This is a genomic window from Streptomyces sp. NBC_01498, from assembly GCF_036327775.1.
Classification (GTDB): domain Bacteria; phylum Actinomycetota; class Actinomycetes; order Streptomycetales; family Streptomycetaceae; genus Streptomyces.
Genome location: NZ_CP109598.1, coordinates 6325594 through 6348388, shown reverse-complemented (window position 1 = coordinate 6348388; position 22795 = coordinate 6325594). Strand labels below are relative to the sequence as shown.

Here is a 22795-nt window from a genome sequence, read left to right as displayed (position 1 = left end):
CCCCCGGACCGGGCACTCATCGGTCCGCGACCAGGTCCTGACCGGGGGGCGGGGTCGGGGTCGGGACCGAGGTGGCGGCGGGGGTCGCAGCGGCGTCGGCGGCCGAAGTGGTGCCGGGGGCCGAAGTGGCGTCCGAGCGTTTGAACATGCGGGTGGCCGTGATCTCGCCGTGCACCGGCTCGCCGTCCGGGTCCGGCTGGGGAAGGCCGGGACGCAGGTGTTCCTCGACGCTGATGTATTTCAGGCCCGCGCGCAGGTCCGCGTCGTTGCGCAGCCGGATCACCAGCGGGAACTCGGCCAGCGCCGTCGTGTCGAAGAGACCCGTCGTGTAGAGGAGCTGGACGCCGAGCGCGTCGGAGACGGCCCGCTGGAGCTCAAGCAGATAGGTGGCGTTGGCGCGGCCGATGGGGTTGTCGAGGAAGAGCGTGCCCGCGTGCCGGTGCTTGTCCCGGCCCCGGTCGTTGCTGCGCAGCGCGGCCATCGTGCAGTAGAGGGCGATCGCGGCGGTGAGCAGCTGGCCACCCGAGAAGACGTCTCCCATCTGGCCGACGGGGACCCGTTCGGCCCGCAGCACGGCGTCCGGCTTGAGGATCTCGACGGCGATGCCCTTGGGCCTCAGGGCCGCCTCGACTCCGTGCAGGAGCAGTGACATGCCGTCCCTGCGGAGGTCGGAGTTCTTCTTGAGGGCGGCGCGGGTCGCTTCGTCGACGACCTCGCCGAGGCGTTCGCCGAGGGTGGCCTGGTCGGGTTCCTCGAAGCGGATCCGGAGGAACTCCTGGCCGGACCACTCCCCCAGTCCCTCGGGCAGCCGGGAGAGCCGCTGGGCCGAGCGGAGGGTCGTGAGCGCGGACTCCACCAGTCCGCGCAGCCGGTCGACGATGGAGTCACGGTTGCGTTCGAGCTGTTCCAGTTCGTCGGTCAGGACGCGCAGCCGGGGGGCGAAGGCGTGGGCCCACTTCGCGGCGTGGTCGGGCAGCGCGGCGGCGGGCAGTTCGCGGATCTGCTGGCGGGCCGGGGTGCGTACCTGCTCGTAGCGGGTGGAGTTGGCGTGCCGTACGAGGGTGTCACCGGCCTCCCGGACGGAGGCCTCGGCCGCGGAGAGGTCGGTGGCGCAGCCGCGCAGCGAACGGCGGGTGTCGGCGGCGGCGGCGCGGGCCTCCTCGATGGCGCCGGGGTAGGGCTCGGGTGTGCCGGGTGTGCCGTCGCTCTCGTCGTCGGCCGATCCGCGCAGCAGGTCGCCGAGGAGGGCCGCGGTGTCCTCGAAACCTCCGGTGGCGTCCTCCGCGGTGCGGTGGGCGTGCAGGAGTTCGCCGTGTGCCGAGCGGGCGGTGTCCAGCGCGTCGGTGCGGGCGGCGAGTTCGCCGGTGGCGGTACGCAGCAGGGTCTGGGCCTGTTCCACGTCCGTGGGGACCTGGTCGTCGGGCAGCTCGGTGTGCGCCTCGCCCTCGGCGGGGGCGAGCCGTTCGGCGTCGCCCCGGAGGCGGCCGAGGTGCTCGCTGGCGGTGGAGGCGCGGGTCTCCAGCATCTGTACGAGGCGTTCGGCGCGGGCGGCGGCGGCCTGCCGGGACGGTCCGTCGGCGCCGTCGGGGCTCTCCAGGAGGTGGGCGGCGCGGGTACGGACCTTGTTGCTGAGCCGGTCGAGTTCGGCGAGGGCCGCCCCCTCGTCGCTCTCCGCGTGGGCCTGTTCGGCGCGGAGGTCGGCACCGACGCCGACCTTCTCGTACAGCTGGGAGGCGGCCCGGTACGCCTCGCGCAGCGCGGGCAGGGCGGTGCGCGGCGCGTCCGCTTCGGGCTCGGGCAGATTCTCCGGGGCGCCCGCGATCTCGGCGCGCTCGGCCCGCAGGGCGCGGGCCGTACGGCGGGCGTCGTCGGCGGCGCGCTGGGCGGCGCGGCGGTCCTCGTCGGCGGCGCGGGCCCGTTCCAAACAGGTCCCGGCGCGGGCGTCGGACTCGGCGGCGTCGTCGGCCAGGGCGCGGAGCTTGACCTGCCAGCCGGCGCGTTCGCGCAGCCGGAAGGCGAGGCCCGCGAGGGCGTCGGCGGCCCGGCGGGCGCGCTGGGCGGTGTCCTGTCGGTCGTCCCGGACACGGGCGGTGTCGGCGGCGGCCTCGTCCGCGTCCGTCCGGAGCGTGCGGGCCTCGGCGAGTTCGGCCCCGGCGGTGCGGGCGAGTTCCTCGGCCGCGTGCGCGGTCGCGGCGAGTTCGGTGAGCCGGCCGGGCGGGCAGTCGGCCCGCCAGGAGCCGAGGCGGGCGGCGATCGCCCGGTCGGCGGCGAGCCGGGCCGACAGCGTGCGGATCTCCTCGTCGCGGGCGGTCGCCTTGGCCCGCAGCGACCGGCGTTCGGCGTCGGCGGCGTGCTCGTCGTGCATGGCCGGGTTGGGCGGGACGAGGAAGACCCCGCCGTCGCCGGAGGCCGGGTCGCCGTAAGACCCGGGGCCGGGTACGGGGGCGAGCAGGGCCGCCGCCGTACCGACGGCGACGGCGGAGCGCGGCAGGAGGGCGGCGCCGGAGAGGACGTCGCGTGCCCTGGCGTGCGAGGACGGTTCGGTGATGACGACGCCGTCGACCAGTTCGGGCCGGGCTGCGAGGACGGCCGCGTGGTCGGCGGGGTCGACGGCCTGGGCGAGGTAGCGCCAGCCGGGGAGGGCGGGGATGCCGTGCTCGCCGAGGTATTCGACGGTGGCCAGGACGTCGGGTCCGGGCGGCAGCAGTCCGCCGTCGCCGAGCGCGCCGAGGATACGGGCGTCGTCGGCGGCGGCCGTACGGAGGTCGAAGAGCTGGCGTTCGGCGGAGGTGACACCCTGGTCGAGGAGTTCGCGCAGGTCTTCGGCGTACCGGTCCAGCTCCTCCGGGGTGAGGGAACCCTGGGCGGCGGCGGCCGTGGCGGGGACGCCGGGGGTGGCGCCGCGCGGGTGGGGGACGCCCGCGCGGGGCGGGGCACCGGGCAGGCCGAGCAGTTCGGTGAGGCGCTCCTCGCGGGCGATCGACTCGGCGGTACGGCGCTCCGCGTCGTACTCGTGGACGGCGGCGCGCGCGGCGTCCACGGCGCGGGCCTCGGACAGTTCGGCGCGGGACTCCGCCGCGGCGGCCTCCCTGGCCCGCTCCGCCGCCGCCCGCGCGGCGTCCCTGGCCGTGTCCCAGGCGGCGACGGCGGACTTCTCCGCGTCGCTGGCGGCGAGCGCGGCGCGCGCGGGGTCGGCGTCCGGCGCCGTGTCGTCGAGCCACCCGGCCCGTACCGCCTCGGCGGTCTCCTGCTCGACCTCGGCGAGGCGCTGGCGCAGATGGCCGGTCTCGCTGCGGGCGCGCTGCGCCTCGGTGGCCGCCGCCGTGGCGTCGCGGTGCGCGGCCTCGCCGGTCTCCTGGAGGGCGGCGGAGCGCTCCTCCTCCTCGTTGGCGAGGTGCTCGCCCTCGGCCGCCGCCGCGTGCAGCGCGCGGACGAGGTCGGCCGCCGCCGTGGCGCGGGCGGCGAGGGCGGGGGCGGCGTCACGCTCGGCCTCCCGGATCGCGGCGGCGACGCGCGCGGAGCGGTCGGCGGCGGCGCGGTGCCGCAGCACGTTCTCGGCGGCCTGCCAGGCGGCGTGCAGCGTACGGGCGTCGCCCAGCTCGCGCCGCTGCGCCGCGGCGGCCTTCTCGGCGACGGTGAGGGCCAGGGAGGCGTGGCGGTAGGCCAGTTCGGCGGCGACGAGGGCGCTGCGGCCACGGGCGCGGTCGGCCTCGGTGACGGTGTGGGCGGCGGCGGTGACCTGTTGGGCGAGGTCGCCGACCCGGTCCCGCTCGACGGCGGCGCGGGCGCTGAGCCGCCGTGCCAGGGTGCGGGTGCGGCGTTCGGCGGCGGTGTGGACGTCACGGGCCCGGGAGCGGGCCTCGGAGGCGTCGACGATCCGGCCGAGCAGGTCGACGGAGCCTGCGGTGAAGTCGCGCTCGGCGGTCAGCTCGGCGCGCCGGCCCAGTTTGTTGCCGAAGCCGCCGACGAGGTCGGCGAGTCCGTCCGTGTCGCGGGTGTCGGTGACGGCGCGCAGCAGCAGGTCGGTGAAGTCGGAGTCCTTCTTGACCGCGAAGAGTCCGGCGGCCTCGCCCTCGTCGGCGTTCATCTCCCGCTGGTAGCGGAAGAGTTCGGGGTCGAGGCCGAGTTCGCCGAGGTGCTCGATCCAGCGGTCGTGGATCTCCTCCCAGTGGATGTCGAGGTGCGGGTAGATCTTGCCGGCCTCGGTGAGGGAGTCGCGGAAGCCCTTCATGGTGCGGCGTCGGCCGCGCGCGCCGGAGACGCCTTCCCGGGGCCGCGCCACGGCGGTCGACTCGGCGACCGGCAGGGAGTCGAGGCTCAGTCCCGGGCCGGGGCGGAAGGAGTACCAGGCTTCGGCGAACTTGCGCGGGTCGCTGGAGACCTGACGGCCGCGCCACTCGCTGGCCTTGCCGACCACGACGAGTTCACCGGTGAGGGTGTGCTGCCATTCGAGGGCGACATGGCCGCAGTCGTCGGCGAGCAGGAATTTGCGGAGGACGCCGGAGCTGGCGCCGCCGAGGGTGTTGCGGTGGCCGGGGAGCATGACCGAGAAGATCAGCTTGAGGAGGACGGACTTGCCGCCGCCGTTCTCCAGGAAGAGCACTCCGGCCGGGGCCGGGCGGCGCGGCGGGCCGGCCGGCTCCTCCTCGAAGAACTCCGCCTGGGCGGGCGCGGGGTGGGGCACCGGCTCGCCGACTCCGCGCAGGTCGAGCACGGTGTCGGCGTAGCGCGCACCGGCAGGCCCGATGGAGTAGAGGCGGACCCGGGACAGCTCGTACATGGCGGCGGACTTCCGTGGTGGTCGGGGCCGGGCGGGCCGGCGGGGTGGGGGGCTGCTGTTGCGGGGACGGAGCGGGATCAGGCGGGGCGGCGTGGGGCCGTCGGGTCGTCAGGTCGTCGGGTGAGCGGGTCAGGAGTGGAACGGCAGTCCGGCGTCGGCGACCAGATCGAGGTCGTCGGGGTCCGGTGGGGGCAGCAGGGTGGCCGAGCCGTCGGTGACCGGGACGACCCCGAGTGCGAGGAGTTCGGCCATGGCGGCGGCGCCCGCCATGTCGCGGACCTGAAGCTGGTAGCGGGCCGTGGTGCGGTAGGCGCCTCCGGCGTCGTCCCCGGTGCGGTGCAGAAAACCGGAGTCGGTGAGGAAGGCCATGGCCTTGCCGATGATGCCGGTGGTGGAGCCCGCGAGCCGGCGCGCGTCCTTGGTGGCACCGGTCGCGCTGCGGCGCGCGTACACCCGCCAGGCGGATTCGAGACCGGGGGTGTCGGTCGCCGGGTCGGTGTTCTCGCCCTGTTCCTCGGCGCGTTCCTCCAGTCGGCGGCACGCCTGCCGTACGAAGGCGTCGACACCGTTGACGGTGATCCGGCCGATGTACCCGTCGTCGGCGAGGTCCTCGGGCCGGGGGAAGGCCATGGCGGCGACCGCGAGATGGGCCAGGCCGTGCAGGAAGCGGTCCGCGGCGTCGGTCGACGCGCGGCGCGCGTAGTCGCCCATGCGGACGGCGAAGACGGAGTCCTCGCCCGCCGCCACGGCCATGCCGGCGCGGGCGGACACTTCGAGGACGACGAGGCCGAGGCCGGCCGCCACCGCGTCGGCGAGCCGGGCGAAGGCGGTCTCCTCCCGGTAGCGGCGCAGCAGGTCGGCGTACTCGGCGTCGCGCGCGGGCAGCAGTCTGGGCTGGAGTCCGAAGGAGACGAGACGGGCGGCGTCGGCCGCGTCGGCGGGGGTGACGCCACCGGGCGGCGCGGGGGCGGGTGCGCGGGCGGTCTCGGTGCCGCCCGGCTCGCCCCACGCGGCGGTGTGCTCTGCCTGGTGGTCGCTCACGGGCGCTGCTCCTTGCCGGGGTGTTCCTGTCGGGGGTGGTGCGGAGGGTGCGGGTGGTGCTGGTCGTACGGGTGCCGCGCAGGGCCCGGCGTCGTCACGGCCCCGGCCCGGCCGTCCGCCGATGACCGGCGCCCGTGGTGGGTGGCACGGAACGGCGGACGACCCGCGTGCCGGAGGGCCCGGCGGTACGCGGACAGCCCGGTCGGCGCGGCGGGCCGCCGGGCCGGACGCGGTTCCTGGGATCGGCCGAGTAGGGCGCGGCGGCTGCGGCAGGGCCCGTCGTACGGCGATGGGCCGGCCCCGCACCGGACGTACCCGCACCGCGACGACAACGCGGCGGGCCGCCTCACCCGGCGCCGTCCCCCGCGTCGGCCCCGTCCGGCACGGCACATACGGCCGGTTCCCTCGTACGGCGCCGGCCCGGCCCCGTACAGGACACACCCACGCCGGAACGACCGCCCGGGGCCCCGCCGGACCGGGCGGTCCGGTTCCTCGCGGAGACGGCGGGACGGGACGGGGTACACCCGGCCGGGCGGGACAGCCCGGCCCTGGGTCGACGGAACGGCTCGGCCCCGGGCCGGGTGGGCCGTTCGGGCAGGTCGGACCGCCGGGCCGGTGGGTGTCACGCCACCTCCTTACGGTCGGCGGCCATGCCCGCCGCGTCCAGGAGAGCCATGCCCACTATGAGGTCCGCCCCGCCGAACTCCGGGTCGTCGAGGGGCGTGCCGTCGTCCACCGCGAACAACAGCCGTTCCTCGCCCTGCCGGTAGGCCGTGCCGACGGGCGGACTCGCCGCGTGGACGGCCAGCAGCGCCACGAGATACGGCAGATCCGAATCGCCGCCCCGGCGGGCCTCGGCCAGCAGCCCGGAGAGCCTGCGGGGCGCCTCGGGCTCCAGGTCGAGCAGGTCACGCGCGGTCGCCAACTGCGCCTCGCTGAAACGGCTGTCGTCGGGGGTCGCGATCAGATCGGGCTCGGGCATCTCGGCACCCAGGTGCTCCCGCTCCACGGGCGGGGTGAGCAGCAGGTCGACCAGATCGCCGATCCGTACGGACCCCGGCGTGCGCAGGCCGGTGCCCCGGGCGAAGAAGGCGTCGGTGACCAGACCCGCCCGGTCGACCGGCAACGGCAGGAGGGGGGCGACGAGTTGCCCGTACAGGTCGAGTCCGGTGCGGGTGGTGGGCTCCGCGAACGCCTGGCGGTCCTGCTCGGCGCGGAACAGTGGTCCGGCTTCCAGCAGCCGCGACTGGAGCTGGGTGTGCCGGCGGATGCAGTCCTTGACGATGTCGACCAGTTCGGCGGCGCGGCGTTTGTGCTCGGCGGTCTTGGGATCGGCGCCGGTCTCGGCCTCGTCGCGTGCCTTGCGGATGTTGTTCAGGATGGCGTTCTCGTGGCGGTAGCGGTCGGCGACATGGTCGAGGGCCTCGGCGATCATGTCCGGGACGGCGTTGAGCCAGTCGACCGCGCGGACGTTGCGCCGGGTCGCCTCCAGGGTCCTGCGCAGCGTCTCCGCGTACTGCACGGTGCGGTACCGGGCCTGTTCGGCGGCGAGTTGGGCGTCGGCGAGCCGCCCCCTGCTGATGAGGACCTCCAGCTTGACCTCGGCGGCGATCTGCGCGCTGGTGACGTCCGTGTCCAGCGCGCCCACGAGGACGTTGACCGCCTCGTCGGTGGTACGCAGATAGACGCTGCCGCCGTGGCCGGGGACCTCCTCGACCAGCTTGAAGTCGTAGTCCCGGCGGGTGTAGACGCCGTCGGCGCCGAACGTGCCGTACACGGCGCGGAATCCGCGGTCGACGCTGCCGACGTTGATCAGATTCTCCAGCACCCAGCGGGCCACCCGTTCGTGCTCGTGGGCCGGGCGGTGCGGGGCCTGCGCCGCGACCCGCGGCAGGAGTCTGGCCACTATCTGCTCGTGGTCCGCGCCGGTGTCGAAGTCCATGTTGAGCGTGACGAGGTCGATCGCCGCGAGCGCGACCTCCGCCATCGCGTACCCGGAGTACTCCCCCGCGAGATTGGCCTTGCGGGTGTCCAGGTCGTGCAGGGGCGCGGTGCAGGCGAGCGCGCGCAGCCGCCGCGCCAGCCCCTCGTCGGCGGCCGGGCCCTGGGCGGGCCTCGGCCCCGCGCTGAGCTGGGGCGGAACGGAATCCGTCGAGCCAGGCGAAGTCACGTGAACAGATTAGGTCCTCGGACCGACAACGGCCGAAACGACGCAGAAGCCCCAGGGGTTGCGGCGCGCCGGAAGGCGGATGTCACGCGGACGTTGCCGGAAGACGGGAGTGCGGGCGCGGGCGGAGCGGGGGTGGACGGGCGGGCGCGGCCGGAACCGGGGTACGGCAGGCCGGGGTACGGCGGCCGGGGCCGGAGCGCGGCGGCAGAAAGGGCTGCGGCGGCGGACCCGCCAGCGGACCGCCGCCACCCAGCCGTCGCCACCCGCCCGCCGCACCCGGCGCGTTCACTCCGGTGCGCCGTATCCCCCGCCGCCCGGCGTGCGCAGCACCAGGACGTCGCCGACGCCCACCTCCACCGAGTCGACGCCCTTCAGCGGCGTACGGGTCCCGTCGCCGTGCTCCACCTCGTTGCTTCCGAGTTCGCCGGTCCCGCCGCCCGCCATGCCGTACGGGGGCACCGCCCGATGGCCGGTCAGCAGGGTCACCGTCATGGGTTCCAGGAAGCGGATGCGCCGTACGACTCCGTCGCCGCCGGTCCAGCGGCCCCGGCCGCCGCTGCCCGCCCGGACGGCGAATCCGTCGACCCGTACCGGGTAGCGCCATTCGAGGACTTCGGGGTCGGTGAGACGGGAGTTGGTCATGTGGGTCTGGACGGCGTCGGCGCCGTCGAAGCCGTCCCCCGCGCCGGATCCGCTCGCCACCGTCTCGTAGTACTGGACGCGTTCGTTGCCGAAGGTGAGGTTGTTCATCGTGCCCGAGCCCTCGGCCTGGACGCCGAGTGCCGCGTACAGCGCGCCGGTGACGGCCTGCGAGGTCTCCACGTTGCCCGCCACCGTCGCCGCCGGGAAGACCGGCGACAGCATCGAGCCCTCGGGCACCCGCACGTCCAGCGGTGCCAGACAGCCGCTGTTGAGCGGGATGTCGTCGGCGACCAGTGTCCGGAAGACGTACAGGACGGCGGCCATCACCACGGAACGGGGCGCGTTGAAGTTGCCCTCCTGTTGAGGTGAGGTGCCGGTGAAGTCCACGACGGCGCTGCGGGCCTCCCGGTCCACGCGTACGGCGACCTCGATGACCGCGCCGTTGTCGGTCTCGTAGCGGTAGGAGCCGTCGCCCAGCCCGGCGACGATGCGGCGGACGGACTCCTCCGCGTTGCGCCGTACGTGGCCCATGTAGGCGGCCACCACGTCGTGCCCGAACTGCTCGGTCATCCGGCGCAGTTCGGCGATGCCCTTCTCGTTGGCGGCGATCTGGGCGCGCAGGTCGGCGAGGTTGGTGTCGGGGTCGCGGGAGGGGTACGGGGCGTCGGCGAGGAGCGCGCGGGTCTCGGCCTCACGGAGTCTGCCGTCGCGGACGAGGAGCCAGTTGTCGAAGAGGACGCCCTCCTCGTGGATGGTGCGGCTGAAGGCGGGCATCGAGCCGGGGGTGATGCCGCCGATCTCGGCGTGGTGGCCGCGCGAGGCGACCAGGAAGAGGAGCTGTTCGCCCCGGCCGTCGAAGACGGGCGTCACCACCGTGACGTCCGGCAGATGGGTGCCTCCGTGGTAGGGGTCGTTGACCGCGTACACATCACCGGGGCGCAGCGAGTCCTGGTCGCGCTTGAGCACTTCCTTGATGGACTCGCCCATGGAGCCGAGGTGCACGGGGATGTGGGGCGCGTTGGCGATGAGGTTGCCGTCGGCGTCGAAGAGGGCGCAGGAGAAGTCGAGCCGTTCCTTGATGTTGACGGAGTGGGCGGTGTTCTCCAGGCGGACTCCCATCTGCTCGGCGATGGCCATGAAGAGGTTGTTGAAGACTTCGAGCAGCACGGGGTCGACGTCCGTGCCCGCGGCGACACGGGTGGGGCGGGGGCGTACGCGGGTGAGGAGCAGATGACCGAGGTCGCCGACCGCCGCCTGCCAGCCCGCGTCCACCACGGTCGTCGCGTCGGCCTCGGCGATCATCGCGGGGCCTTCGACGGTGTCGGCGGCTCGCAGGTCGGCGCGCCGGTGGAGCGGGCAGTCGCGCTCCGTGCCGTCGACGAACATCCGTACGCGCGCGGGCGGTACGGGGCCGCCGTCGCCTTCCACGGAGGTCGTGTCCGCCACATACGTGCCGTGCTGGTCGGCCTTGCCGACGGCTTCGACGGACACGGCCTCGACCACCAGGGGCTTGTCCATGGTGAAGGCGTAACGCGCGCGGTGCTCGCTCTCGAAGGCGGCCTTCATGTCGGCGACGTCGCCGAGGGGGACGGCGAGGCTCGCGTCCGTACCGGCGTAACGGAGCAGTACGCGCGCGTGGGTGGTGATCGCGTCGTCGGGGACGGAGTCGGCGCGCAGGTCGGCGCGGGTGTGCTCGGCGAGTTCGGCGCAGAGGTCGCGCACCCGGTCGGTGGCGCCGTGCTCCGTTCCGCCCGCCCCGTCGCCGAGTTCGGCCTCGACCGACCGCTCCCGCATGGCGGTGGCGTCGGCGAGTCCGATGCCGTACGCGGAGAGCACCCCGGCGAGCGGCGGCACGATCACGGTGTCGACGCCGAGGGCGTCCGCGACGGCGCACGCGTGCTGGCCGCCCGCGCCGCCGAAGCTGGTGAGGGCGTAGCGGGTGATGTCGTGGCCGCGCTGCACGGAGATCTTCTTGACGGCGTTCGCCATGTTCAGCACGGCGATCTCCAGGAAACCGGCGGCGACCTCGGCCGGTTCGCGGTGTACGCCGGTGGCTGCCTCGACCTCGTCGGCGAGCGCGGCGAAACGCTCGCGTACCACGTCGGCGTCGAGCGGCTGGTCGCCGTCCGGTCCGAACACCGGGGGGAAGTGGTCCGGTTGCACCCGGCCGAGCATCACGTTGGCGTCGGTGACGGTGAGGGGGCCGCCCCGGCGGTAGCAGGCGGGGCCGGGGACGGCGCCGGCCGAGTCGGGGCCGACGCGGTAGCGCTGGCCGTCGAAGTGCAGGACGGAGCCGCCGCCCGCCGCGACGGTGTGGATGTTCATCATGGGCGCGCGCATCCGCACCCCGGCGACCTGGGTGCCCAGCTCTCGCTCGAACTCCCCGGCGTAGTGGGAGACGTCGGTGGACGTGCCGCCCATGTCGAAGCCGACGACACGGTCGTGGCCCGTCTGCGCGGAGGTACGGGCCATGCCGACGACACCGCCCGCCGGGCCGGACAGCACGGCGTCCTTCCCACGGAAGTGGGCGGCTTCCCGCAGTCCTCCGTTGGACTGCATGAACATCAGGCGGATGCCCCGGAGTTCGGTGGCGATCTCGTCCACGTAGCGCCGCAGGATCGGGGAGAGGTAGGCGTCCACGACGGTCGTGTCGCCGCGCGGGACGAGTTTGATGAGGGGGCTGACCTCGTGGGAGCAGCTCACCTGGGTGAATCCGGCCGCGCGTGCGGCCTCGGCGACGGCGGTCTCGTGGTCGGGATGGCGGTAGCCGTGCACGAGGACGACGGCGGCGCTGCGGAAGCCGTCGTCGTACGCCTCGCGCACCCGCGCGGCGACGGCCTCCGTGTCCAGCGGGCGCACGATGGTCCCGTGGGCGTCGACCCGTTCGGGGATCTCGATGACGCGCGCGTAGACGGCCTCGGGGAGCACGATGTGGCGGTCGAAGAGCCGGGGCCGGTTCTGGTAGGCGATCCGCAGGGCGTCGCCGAAGCCCTCGGTGACGAGCAGGACGGTCGGCTCGCCGCGGCGCTCCAGCAGTGCGTTGGTGGCGACGGTGGTGCCCATCTTGACGACGTCGATCCGGTCGGCGGGTACCGGGTCGTCCGGGGCCAGGCCGAGCATCAGCCGGATTCCGGCGACGGCCGCGTCGGCGTACTGCTCCGGGTTGTGCGACAGCAGCTTCTTTGTGAGGAGGCGTCCGTCGGGCCGGCGCCCGACCACGTCGGTGAAGGTGCCGCCACGGTCGATCCAGAATTCCCAGCGCCCAGTCATTCCCCCATTCTCGCAAGGGGAGCGGCGGGTGGCAGTGCCGACAGGGCGCGGGCGAGGGCGTGTTCGGCGCGCTGGTCGAGCCGGGCGGCGGTCCCGCGCGCCAGATGGCGCAGTTCGCCGCCGGCCAGCCAGAGCAACTGGGGCAGCAGGTCGGTGCTGCGGCGCACCAGCCAGCCGGTCCCGGCGGTCGCCAGCCAGAGCAGGGCCTCCGCGCGGGAGGGCGGCGGCTGCTGCGGCTCCCGGGGCGGTGGCGGGCCCAGGGGCAGGCCGCGCGCGGTGAGCATCTCGTGGAACCGCGCGGCGATCAGCCGGTGGCCGCGCTCGCCGGGGTGCAGCCGGTCGGCGCTCCACAGGGAGCGGTCGGCGACCCACACGGGGTCGGCGGCGTGCAGATGGACGGCGCCGTACCGCGCGGAGAGCGCGTGGACGAGGGTGTTGACCGCGCGCTGCCGTCGCGCGAGCGGCCGGGCGAGGATCGCGGGCAGCCCGAGCATGACGCCGGGGTCGGGCAGGCAGGCGGTGAGCAGGACGGTGCCGCGTGCGGTGAGGGCGGCGCAGACCTCGTCCAGGGCGCGGGTGATGGCCTCGATGTCGAAGGAGCGGCGGAGGGTGTCGTTGACTCCGACGAGGACGGAGGCGATGTCGGGCGCGAAGGCGAGGGCGGCGGGGGTCTGCTCGGCACGCACGTCACGGGTGAGGGCGCCGCTGGTCGCGAAGTTACGGAAGGTGGGGGCGGGTTCGGCGGGGCTGTCATGACCGGGCCCGGGGGCGGCGGCACCGGCGACGGCGCGGGGTCCGCTGCCGGGGACGGTGGGCGGGCCGGGCGGCGAGGACTCGCCGCGCCCCGAGCCGGCCGCCGCGCCGTTGGTGACCCACCCACAGGTATCCGCTGCCGACCCGGCCCGACCAACACCCTCCGGCCGGAACGGCTGCGCCACCGGGACCGGCTCGGCGCCAAGCCGCACGACCGGATCCGGGCTTTCCGGCTCTCCCCCACTGCCCGTGCCGACCACCGACCCGTCGGCGCCCCACCCGCCGGAACCCACCACCCACCCCGCCCGACCAACACCCTCCGGCCGGAACGGCTGCGCCACCGGGACCGGCTCGGCACCAGGCCGCACGACCGGATCCGGGCTTTCCGGCCCGCCCCCACTGCCTGCGCCGACCACCGACCGGTCCCCGACCCACCCCGCCCGACCAACACCCTCCAGGCGGGACGACCGCGTTGCCGGGACCGGCTCGGCACCAGGCCGCACGAGCGCCCCGGCGGTCGGGGCCAGCGTCTCGGCGAGCAGCGCCGCCCAGCCGCGCCAGCCGCCGTCCACCCGGTCCCCCACGCCCGCCGTGAGCGAGTCCCCCAGCGCGGCGAACCGCAGCGGCCTCTGTACGGAGGGCGACGCGGACGCGGCCGTCTCCGGAGGCGCCCCGGGGTTCGCGTACACGGTCATCTCGCGCCTCCGTCAGGAGGCCGTACTGGCGCCGTCCCGAGGGGCGGCAGGGTCGGTGAACCCGGCAGGGGCCGTCCCGCCGGCGTGACCACGGACGACAAGGACTGCGCCACAAACGCCGCGCCGGGCACGAGCGGCGTCACGGGCGGTGGGCCGGGCACGGTCACCGCCTCGTCCGACTTCAGGGACGAGGTGATCCCCCGCGCGAACGCCGACGTCACCGGCGTCGCTGACTCGTACGAGGACTCCACGGCGGGCGTCGCGGACGCCCTGAGCGCCGAAGGTGCCACGCCCACCACGGGGCGCTCCGACGCCGCGACCGGCGACGAAGGCTCCGCCGGGCATGCCAACGCCGGCGACCCGGACACCGGGCCCGCAGTGGACGCCGCCCCGTCCGAGCCCACAACCGTCGGAACCGCCTCCCCGGGCGCCCCGGGCGACGGGCCCGCCACCGGAGTATCCACGTCCGGATCCGCGACGACGGGCGACGAGGGCCCCGCCGAAGCTGAGGAAGGCACCGGAGCCGACGCGGCAGGCGGCGGTCCTGCCGAGAACACGGTCTCAGGCACCCCAAGCGGCCCCGGCGTCGCAGGCATCCCGGACGCCCCGGACGTCCCAGACACCAGCGGCACCACCGGCACCACCGGCACCACCGGAACCACCGGAACCACCGGAACCACCGGAACCACCGGAACCAGCGTCAGCACCGAAGCGGCCCCCGTGGGCTCCGCAGCCGCGCGCGACCGGGGCCCCTGTTCCGCCCCTCCCCCGTCCGACGAACCGACAACGGCCCCGACGCCCGCCAAGGCGTCCTGCCCCGCCCGGACCGGCGCCTCGTGCGCCGCCAGGAAGGCGGCCACCGCGCGGTCCCAGCCGAAGAGTTCGGCCCGTGCCCGCGCCGCCGTGCGGCGGGCGGCCTCGGGCCGGGCGAGCAGTTCACGTACGGCGTCGGCGAACGCCGCCGGGGTGTCCGCCGCCGTGGCACCCGCCTCGCCCAGGACCTCCGGGAGCGCCGACGACGCGCTCGCGACGACCGGGGTGCCGCAGGCGAGCGCCTCAAGTGCGGAGAGACCGAACGTCTCGGCCGGTCCCGGCGCCAGGCAGATGTCCGCGGCGGCCTGGAGGTCCGCGAGTTCCTCCCGGTCGGCCACATGACCGAGGAAGACCACGGGCAGCCGCCGCTCGCGCGCCCGGCGGGCCAGCGCGCCCGCCAGCGGACCGTCCCCGGCGACCACCAGCGTGGCCCGCACCCCCTGACCGAGCAGCACGGCCAGGGCGTCGAGAGCGGCGCCCGGACGCTTCTCCACGGAGAGCCGCGAGCACATCAGCAGCAGGACCTCGCCCTCGCGCGCGTACCGGCCACGCAACTCCGCGCGGCGCCGGTCCGGTCGGCAGCGCACCAGGTCGACGCCGAGGGGGGCGCGCACCACGTTCCGCGCGCCGATCCGGACGAACTCGCGCTCGGCCCACTCGGTGGTGCAGACGATCCGCGAGTAGGACCAGGCACTGCGCCGGTTCAGCCGGTCGGCGGCCCGCCCTGCGGCGGCTGCCGGTACGCCCCAGGTGCGCAGCACCCCGTCGGCGGTCTCGTGGGACACCATCACGGACGGGATCCGGTGGCGGCGTGCCCACTCGCCCGTCCAGCGCAGGGTGGTGCGGTCGGAGACCTCCAGGCGGTCGGGGGCGAGGGCTTCGAGGAGCGCGCGCAGGCGCCGGCGGTCGGTGAGCACCCGGTAGCCGCCGGTGCCGGGCAGCACCGCTCCCGGCAGGGTGATCACCCGGCCCTGCGGCGTACGCCGGTCGCCCGGTTCCTCGCCGGGCACGACGAGAACCGGTTCGTGCCCGGCGGCGAGGTAGCCCGTGCCGAGCTCCTGGAGGGCGGTACGCAGGCCGCCCGAGGCGGGGGTGACGAAGTTGGCCAGCCGTACGATCCGCAGACCGCCGGAGGGCCCACCGGGCGTGGTGCCCGGGGCGCTCACGCGACCACCGCCGTGCGTTCGCCGAGGACCTCGGCGTAGTGGTCGAGCAGTTGGTCGCCCACGGCGGCCCAGGTGCGGCCCTCGACGGTGGCGCGGGCCGTGCGTCCGTAGGAGGCGCGCATGTCCGGGTCGGCCTGGAGGCGGCGTACGGCCTCGGTGACCGCGCGCGCGTCGTGCGGCGGCACCAGCAGTCCGGTGCGGCCGTGGTCGACGAGGTCGAGCGGTCCGCCCGCCGCCGGGGCGACGACGGGTGTGCCGCTGGCCATGGCCTCCTGAACGGTCTGGCAGAACGTCTCGTACGGCCCGGTGTGGGCGAAGACGTCGAACGAGGCGAAGAGGCGCGCCAGTTCGTCCCCGGTACGGCGGCCGAGGAAGACGGCGCCGGGGAGCGCGGTGCGCAGAGACGGTTCGCTGGGCCCGTCGCCGACGATCACGACCCGGACGCCGGGCATGTCGCAGACACCGGACAGGAGTTCGACGTGCTTCTCGGGGGCGAGCCTGCCGACGTAGCCGACGATCAATTCGCCGCCGGGTGCCAGCCGTCGGCGCAGCTCGTGGTCGCGCAACTGGGGCCCGAACCGGACGGTGTCCACGCCGCGCGGCCAGAGCCGCACGCGCGGGACGCGGTGGTCCGTGAGGTCCTTGACGGCCGCGCTGGAGGGGGCCAGCGTGCGGTCCGCCGCGCTGTGCACGGCGCGCAGCCGCCGCCAGGCCGCCGCCTCGCCCGCGCCCACGTAGGTGCGGGCGTAACCGGCGAGGTCGGTCTGGTAGACGGCGACGGCGGGTATGCCGAGTTTCGCGGCGGCGGCCATGCCGCGTACGCCGAGGACGAACGGCCCGGCCAGGTGGACGAGGTCGGCCCGGTGCGCCGCGAGGGTCGCGGCGACCCGGCGGCTGGGCAGGGCGACGCGTACCTGGGGGTAACCGGGCAGCGGCAGGGAGGGGACGCGCACCACGGGGCACGGTGCGTCGAGGTCCGCCGTGCGGGGAGCGGCGGCGCGCGGGGAGGGGACGGACGGGGACGGGGATGAGGCGGAGAAGGACGGGGCGGTGCCCTCGGCCGCCGCGGAGGCGGCGGACGACGAGGCGGGGGCGATGACGAGCGGGTCATGGCCGCGTGCGACGAGGTGTCGGGCGGTCTGGAGGGCGCAGTGCGCCACGCCGTTCACATCGGGCGGGAAGGATTCGGTGACGATGACGACACGCATAACCGTGTTGTCGCCGTATCGGGGGTGGTCCCGCCAACGTGGATCTTTCTTCGCGGAAAACGTCCCATGAGCATTGGCCGCCGGGGGTCCGGAGCACGCTTTCGAGCGGTCCTCGGGGGCCGTGCGCCCCTGCTCGTCGGCGGCGCGCGCGGTGCGGTTCACCTGGTGGAACCCGTACGGCCATGCCCGCCGGGTAGCGGCCCCGCGAGGGGCTCCCGGGGCGGGCGCGCGCCGGAGGCGGCCCGGCCGCGAGGGGCTCGGACGGCGAGTGGGGCGGACGCCTCCGCCGCCCCTCCCGCGGACCCGGGGACGCCGTCAGGAGGCGGGCAGGTCGGGCCCGATCCGGCTCCGTACGGCGGTCTGCACCTCGGCCTCCTCGGCCGGGTCGGCGGCGAGCCGCCGCAGCCGGTCGGCCACCCGCACGTCACCGGTCTCGGCGTGCCGCGCGGCGATCTCCCGGGTGGTCTCCTCGCAGTCCCAGAGGCATTCGACGGCGAACCCCGTGGGGTACGAGGGGTCGGTGGCCGCCAGTGCCCTGGCCGCCCGGCCCCGCAGGTGCGAGGACGCGGTCTCCCGGTACACGTGCCGCAGCACGGGTGCGGCGCAGCAGATGCCGAGCCGTCCGGTGCCGTCGACCAGCGTCCACAGGCGCGGCGTGTCGGGTCCTTCGGACCGTACGGCCTCCCGGAGTGCCCCGAGTACCAGCGGCGTGTCCTGTGTGCCCCCCCGCGAGGCCAGGACACCCGCGGCGGAGGCACCGAGGGCGTCGGGCCGGTGGACCCAGCCGCGCGCCCGGTCGACCGCGGCTTCGCCGCACATCCGCTCGAAGGCGGCGACGGCGGCCTCGGCGAGGCTTCGTGACGGGTCGGTCGCCGCGGTCTCGATGAGGTCGAGCACGGCGGGGTCGCGGGCCTCGGCGAGATAGTGCAGCGCCGCCGCGCGCGCCCCGTCGGGGCCGCTGCGGCCGGTCTCCACGATCGCGGCGCGGTCGTCCGGTCCGGCGACCGCGGTCAGACACCGGGCGGCGGGGACGTGCAGGGTGGTGCCGCGTTCGAGGCCGTCCTGGGCCCAGGCGAAGACGGCCTGGACGCTCCAGCCGGGGCGTGGTCCGGCAGGCCGCATCTGCCGCTGCCACCGGTCGAAGGAGCCCTGTTCGCGCGCGGCCCGGACGCGGGCGGCGACCGCCTCGCGCGGGTCGTCGGCCCAGAGCCGCCAGGGCCGGGGTTCGAAGGCGCCCTTGAGGGCGCCGGCGAGTTCGGCGTCGCCCTCGGCGGTCGTGGGGAACCGGGCGAGGACGGACGGGGCGAGGGACCGCAGGCCCGGGTCGTCGTCGCGCAGCGCCAGTTCGTCCAGCGCCCAGGTCCAGTTGGCGCCCGTGGCGGCGTAGCGGCGCAGGAGGGTCAGGGCGTCGTCGCGTCCGTAGGAGGCGAGGTGGCCCAGGACGGCGAGGGCGAGCCCGGTGCGTGACTCGTCGGTGTCGAAGTGGTCCTCGGCACGGAAGAGATGGTGTTCGAGCGGTTCGAGGTCGCCGTGGAGGTCCAGGTAGAGACGGGCGTAGTAGAGGGAGCGGTTCTCGACCTGCCAGTCGTGGCGCGGGTCGTTCGTCACGCAGTGGTTGAGGGCGTGGAGCGCCTCGGCGCGGGGTGCGGCCAGCGCGTGCAGGGTGCCGTCGCCGCGCCCCCTCTGCAACAGGCCGAGGAGCGTGCCGCTCGGCGCTATGACCGGATCGAACATGGGGAGAGCCTCACATCAAGCTGTCGACGCAACCGGAAGGTCTGGGTGCCTAGGCTGCCTAGGCAGCGCGACAACATCGCTCGACCGTCGTCCATCGCTTGGTGTAGACCATCTTCCTCTGCCTCTCGTCGGTGGCCCTGTCCGGGCCCGACGTCATGATGACCCACCCATTTCGCCACCGCGACCACATTTACGACGCCTCCCTTTCACCGTGCTCCGAACAGCATCAGCAGGTCCGCCTTCCCGAACATCCGCGCCGTATCCACCGCGGAGGGTGTTCCGGCGGCCGGGTCGGCCCCGCCGGCGAGCAGCGCGCGGATGACGGCGTCCTCGCCCTTGAAGACCGCTCCGGCGAGGGGGGTCTGGCCGCGGTCGTTGGCCCGGTCGGCGTCGGCGCCCCGGTCGAGGAGAGCCGTCACGGCGGGCGCGTGCCCGTGGTAGGCGGCGAGCATGACGAGGGAGTCGCCCCGGTCGTTGGTGAGGTTCGCGGGGACCCCGGCGTCGACGTAGGCGGCGAGCGTCCCGGCGTCGCCGCGACGGGCGAGGTCGAAAACCTTCGTGGCGAGCTCGACGACGTCGCCGTCCGGGACGGGGTCACCGTCGGGGGCCGGCGGCGCCGGGCTGTGGTCCGGGGCCTCGCTCATCGGTGAACCGCCTCTCCTGCCGCTGACCTGGGGCGTACGGCGGCGGAGCCGTACGGGTGAATCGACAGATTACTGCCCCGTACAGCGCTCGGGGGCGGGAGAGGCCGTAGCAAGCGGCGCGCGGGGTTCCGTTGTCCGCCGGTCAAGTGAGGTTTCAGGGATTTCACCCACTTGCACCTTTTATCACATAGATACTTACTGTGAGCATGGAAGAACTCATGGTGACCGTCCCCCTCAACCAGGAGAACCCCTCATGATCCTGTCCATCTCAGGCGTCGTGCTGCTCGGAATCATCGTCTTCCTCTTCTTCAGGAAGGACGGACTCAAGGCGTCCCACGCGCTCGTCTGCGCGCTCTTCGGCTTCTACCTCGCGGGCACGGCCATCGCCCCGAGCATCACGGCCGGGGGCGCGAGCCTCGCCGGCCTTCTGGGCGGGATCAAGTTCTGACCGCCTTCCGTCCCGTCAGCACCCTCAGCAGGCTCCGCACCTTCCGCACCTTCAGGAGACAGACGTGGCCCGGCGACCACTCCCCCGCATTCCGAGCAGCGGCAGCGCTCACATCACTCGCAGCCGAGAGATGGCCCGCTCGGCCGCCGACAGCGCCACCGACGTCCTCCACCCGCTGATCACGATCGCCCGTGGTCTGCGTCTGCTGGCCGGCACGGCCCGCCGCAGGTGGACCGCCACGCCCGGGGAACGGCGTGGTCCCGCGCTGTTGCTGGTCGCGGCGGTCTGCGCGGCGGTCGCGCTCGTCCCGTACGGACCGCTGCTCACCCTCATCTCGGTGATGGCGGTGGCCGGCTGGCAGGGGCGCGACCGAACGCCGGCGCGGACCGGGCCCGACGACGCGGAGCTGGCGCGCCTGCGCTCTCTTTACGAGGCGCTGGTGCCGCACTTCTCCGTGCCGGAGGACCCGAGTCCGCTCTTCTCCCACGGAGGCGAGTGGGAGAAGGCGTTCGACGACTACGAGTTCGACGCCGACGGGCGTCTCACCCGGCTGCGGGTGTCGTATCCGCCGTACTTCACCGACGGGGAGTACACCGCCCGGGTCCGGATCGAGCAGTTGATGCACGCGAAGTCCGGGCGCGGGCGGGAGTATCTGTTCACCTGGGACGAGGAGGGCAACGAGCTCGTCATGAGCGTGCTGTCGCCGCTTCCCACCGGTATCGCCGCCCAGCGCTTCGTCACCACTCCCGGCGAGATCGTGCTGGGCTTCACCGACGCGGGGGCGGTCCGGCGTACGGTGCCGGTCCGGGAGGGCGACAAGACCCGTGACGTCCCTCCGGTGCTCTGGCGTACGGGCGCGCGTTCGACCGAGCCGCATCTGCTCGCCGTGGGGCGCCCCGGAAGCGGCACCACCAGCCTGCTCCGCTCGATCGCCCTCCAGGCGCTCCCGCACGGCGACGTGGTGATCGTGGAGGGCGGCGGCACGAGCGAGTACGCCGGCCTCAGCGGGCGTACGGGTGTCCTCGCCGTGGAGCGCGGGCTCTCCGGGGCGCTGGCCGGGCTCGAATGGGCGGCCAACGAGACGGAACGGCGGCTGATCGCCGCCAATCGTGCCCGGCAGTCCGGTCACGACGTCCCCGAGGACACCAAGCGCCCGCTCTGGCTGCTGCTCGACCGCCCGAGCGCCTTCGCGCATCTGGCGGCGGCCGACGGCCGGCCCGATCCGCAGGAACTACTCGACGTCCCGCTGCGCCACGGCAGGGCCGCCCATGTGACGGTGGTCGTCGCGGAACAGTTCGACACCCTGGACGCGCTCGGCGGGACCGTACGGGCGCACACGCGCGCGCGTGTCGTGCTGGGCGCCGCCACCCGCGACGAACTTGCGGCGGTTCTCGGCGCACCGCCCCACACCATCCCCGCGCCGGACGTCCCGGTCGGCCGGGGGTACGCGCGCCTGGGCACCGGACCGGTGCTCAGGCTCCAGGTCCCGGCGACGCCCGATCCGTACGACGAGGACACGAGCGACGCGCACCGGCAGGCGGTCCTGGAGCTGCTGCCCGACCGGCACCCGCCGCTGGACGACTCACCGGCCGCCGCCGAGCAGGACCCCACACCGGCGCACGCCCCGGAGCCCTCGCCCCCGGCCCAGGCCCGGCCCCGGGAGGCCCGGCAGCAAGCGGCCCCGGTGACCGGCGCCGTACCCGCCGAGGGCTGACCTCCCCGGTACGACGTCGGCCCCGGGCAGGAGCGCCGTCCGGGCCCACTCCCGCGGGTCCTCAGGCGACGAACGTGCGCGGTGCGTCGGTGCCGCCGCGCGCGCCGCTCTGTACGAGGCGGGCCGCCGCCGCAAGCCGGACCGCCGCCTCGTCGGCGACGGGCCCGGCGACCGTGAACGGCAGCCGCACGTACCCCTCGAACGCCCCGTCCACCCCGAAGCGCGGACCGCCCGGCACCCGTACACCGACCCGCTCGCCCACCTCGGCGATCCGTGAGCCCGACACACCGCCCGTGCGCACCCACAGCGTCAGTCCGCCGCGCGGCACGTCGAACTCCCAGCCCGGCAGCTCCCTGCGCACGGCGGACACCAGCGCGTCGCGGTTCTCGCGGGCCTGGGCGCGCCGCACCTCCACGGCCCGCTCCCAGCCGCCGGTCCCCATCAGCCAGTTGATCGCGAGCTGTTCCAGCACCGGAGTGCCGAGATCGGCGTAGGCGCGGGCGGCGACCAGGGAGCGGATGACCTCGGGCGCGGCCCGCACCCAGCCGATCCGCATGCCCGCCCAGAACGCCTTGCTGGCGGACCCGACCGTGAGGACCGTGCTGCCCGCCGGGTCGAACGCGCAGACCGGCGGCGGCAGTTCGGCTCCCGGGCCACCTTCACCGACCGGGCCGCCCTCACCGAGCGGGCCGCCCTCACCGAGCGGGCCGCCCTCACCGAGCGGGCCGCCTTCACCGACCGGGCCCTCGTTGCCGTGTGGTCCCTCCTCGTCGAGGCAGAGCTCGGACATCGTCTCGTCGACGACGAGCACCGTCCCCGCCGAGCGCGCCGCCTCGACCAGCTGCCGCCGCTGGTCCTCCGCGGCCAGCGCGCCGGTCGGGTTGTGGAAGTCGGCGACGACGTACGCGAGCCGGGGGGCCGCGTCCCGCAGTACCTGGCGCCAGCGCGGCAGGTCCCAGCCGCCCAGTCCCTCGGCCATGGCGACGGGTACGAGGCGGGCGCCCGCCTCGCGCATCAGCTGGAGGATGTTCGCGTAGCTGGGCGACTCGACGGCGACGCGCTCGCCGCGCCCGGCGAAGAGATGGCAGATCGCGTCGATCGCGCCCATCGCGCCGGTGGTGACCATGATCTGCTCGGGCATGGTCGGCACTCCGCGCGCGGTGTACCGGTCAGCGAGGGTCTGGCGCAGGGCGGGCAGCCCCGCCGGGTAGTCGCCGTGGGTGTGCGCGTACGGCGGCAGCTCCTCCAGCGCGCCCTGGACGGCGCGGGTGAGCCAGGGTTCGGGCGCCGGGAGCGCGGCGCAGCCGAGGTCGATCATCGAGCCGAGGGAGTCCGGCGGCAGCGGTTCGAGGCCGCGGGCGGGCAGCGGGTTCCCGGCGGGGACGGCGGTCCAGCTGCCGGCGCCCCTGCGGGACTCCAGGAATCCCTCGGCGCGCAGCGCCTCGTAGGCGGCGGCGACCGTGGTCCGGCTGACGGAGAGCGCGAGGGCCAGTTCGCGCTCGGCGGGGAGGCGGGCGGCGACGGGCACACGGCCTTCGAGGACGAGCAGCCGGACACCGTCGGCGAGGGCCCGGTAGGCGGGCGGTTTACGGGTGCCGGGCCCGGCGGGCCGGGACTGCTGGGCGTTGAGCTGGCGCGCGAGCTGGGCCGCTCCGACCGCCGAGGTCCACTGCGTCATAGAAATCAGTCCACCTTCACCGAATTGGCCATGGTCGGC

11 protein-coding genes and 2 pseudogenes are annotated in these 22795 nt (G+C 75.0%); 2 read left to right on the top strand and 11 right to left on the bottom strand.

Going from position 1 to position 22795, the window contains the following annotated elements; translation table 11 throughout:
- Positions 1-16: 16 nt before the first annotated feature.
- The 10 genes and pseudogenes from OG875_RS27130 to OG875_RS27085 all read right to left on the bottom strand — a co-directional run bounded on the left by OG875_RS27130 (position 17) and on the right by OG875_RS27085 (position 18916).
- Entirely contained in the window at positions 17-4780 is a 4764-nt protein-coding gene (locus OG875_RS27130; protein ID WP_330176847.1) for a hypothetical protein, read from the bottom strand.
- A gap of 129 nt (positions 4781-4909) precedes the next feature.
- Positions 4910-5821, bottom strand: coding sequence for a hypothetical protein (locus OG875_RS27125; protein ID WP_330176846.1), 912 nt, complete (start codon positions 5819-5821; stop codon positions 4910-4912).
- A gap of 622 nt (positions 5822-6443) precedes the next feature.
- Positions 6444-7991 carry a hypothetical protein gene (locus OG875_RS27120; protein WP_330176845.1) on the bottom strand — a complete coding sequence of 516 codons (1548 nt, stop codon included), beginning with the start codon at positions 7989-7991 and terminating at the stop codon, positions 6444-6446.
- 285 nt (positions 7992-8276) lie between these two features.
- The gene (locus OG875_RS27115) at positions 8277-11903 is read right to left on the bottom strand and encodes a hydantoinase B/oxoprolinase family protein (RefSeq protein ID WP_330176844.1); all 3627 of its coding nucleotides are present in this window, start codon (positions 11901-11903) and stop codon (positions 8277-8279) included.
- Complete coding sequence (locus OG875_RS27110; protein WP_443079292.1) at positions 11900-12868, bottom strand: SGNH/GDSL hydrolase family protein; 969 nt, start codon at positions 12866-12868, stop codon at positions 11900-11902. The genes OG875_RS27115 and OG875_RS27110 overlap by 4 nt, the downstream gene beginning before the upstream one ends.
- Before the next feature lie 309 nt (positions 12869-13177).
- Positions 13178-13279, bottom strand: a pseudogene (locus tag OG875_RS27105) (SGNH/GDSL hydrolase family protein); the annotation flags it as partial.
- 893 nt (positions 13280-14172) lie between these two features.
- A pseudogene (locus OG875_RS27100) lies at positions 14173-15330 on the bottom strand (glycosyltransferase); the annotation flags it as partial.
- The gene (locus OG875_RS27095; RefSeq protein WP_330176843.1) at positions 15327-16538 is read right to left on the bottom strand and encodes a glycosyltransferase family 4 protein; all 1212 of its coding nucleotides are present in this window, start codon (positions 16536-16538) and stop codon (positions 15327-15329) included. The pseudogene OG875_RS27100 and the gene OG875_RS27095, both read right to left, overlap by 4 nt.
- A gap of 315 nt (positions 16539-16853) precedes the next feature.
- Entirely contained in the window at positions 16854-18272 is a 1419-nt protein-coding gene (locus OG875_RS27090; protein ID WP_330176842.1) for a HEAT repeat domain-containing protein, read from the bottom strand.
- Between the two features lie 206 nt (positions 18273-18478).
- Positions 18479-18916 (bottom strand): ankyrin repeat domain-containing protein, encoded by a 438-nt coding sequence (locus OG875_RS27085; RefSeq protein WP_330176841.1) that lies wholly within the window; start codon positions 18914-18916, stop codon positions 18479-18481.
- A 253-nt stretch (positions 18917-19169) separates the two neighbouring features.
- On the opposite strand from OG875_RS27085, the gene OG875_RS27080 reads away from it, so the two are divergent.
- The gene (locus tag OG875_RS27080; RefSeq protein ID WP_055611072.1) at positions 19170-19364 is read left to right on the top strand and encodes a hypothetical protein; all 195 of its coding nucleotides are present in this window, start codon (positions 19170-19172) and stop codon (positions 19362-19364) included.
- A 64-nt stretch (positions 19365-19428) separates the two neighbouring features.
- Positions 19429-21078 carry a hypothetical protein gene (locus OG875_RS27075; RefSeq protein ID WP_330176840.1) on the top strand — a complete coding sequence of 550 codons (1650 nt, stop codon included), beginning with the start codon at positions 19429-19431 and terminating at the stop codon, positions 21076-21078.
- A gap of 61 nt (positions 21079-21139) precedes the next feature.
- On the opposite strand, the gene OG875_RS27070 is transcribed toward OG875_RS27075, so the two are convergent.
- Positions 21140-22756, bottom strand: coding sequence for an SCO1417 family MocR-like transcription factor (locus OG875_RS27070; RefSeq protein WP_330176839.1), 1617 nt, complete (start codon positions 22754-22756; stop codon positions 21140-21142).
- Positions 22757-22795 lie beyond the last annotated feature (39 nt).

What these genes read in the sequence shown, in the direction of transcription:
- OG875_RS27115 (WP_330176844.1), bottom strand. Translation starts at nt 11,903, where the DNA reads ATGACTGGGCGCTGGGAATTCTGGATCGACCGTGGCGGCACCTTCACC.
- OG875_RS27090 (WP_330176842.1), bottom strand. Translation starts at nt 18,272, where the DNA reads ATGTTCGATCCGGTCATAGCGCCGAGCGGCACGCTCCTCGGCCTGTTG.
- OG875_RS27070 (WP_330176839.1), bottom strand. Translation starts at nt 22,756, where the DNA reads ATGACGCAGTGGACCTCGGCGGTCGGAGCGGCCCAGCTCGCGCGCCAG.
- OG875_RS27130 (WP_330176847.1), bottom strand. Translation starts at nt 4,780, where the DNA reads ATGTACGAGCTGTCCCGGGTCCGCCTCTACTCCATCGGGCCTGCCGGT.
- OG875_RS27095 (WP_330176843.1), bottom strand. Translation starts at nt 16,538, where the DNA reads ATGCGTGTCGTCATCGTCACCGAATCCTTCCCGCCCGATGTGAACGGC.
- OG875_RS27085 (WP_330176841.1), bottom strand. Translation starts at nt 18,916, where the DNA reads ATGAGCGAGGCCCCGGACCACAGCCCGGCGCCGCCGGCCCCCGACGGT.
- OG875_RS27080 (WP_055611072.1), top strand. Translation starts at nt 19,170, where the DNA reads ATGATCCTGTCCATCTCAGGCGTCGTGCTGCTCGGAATCATCGTCTTC.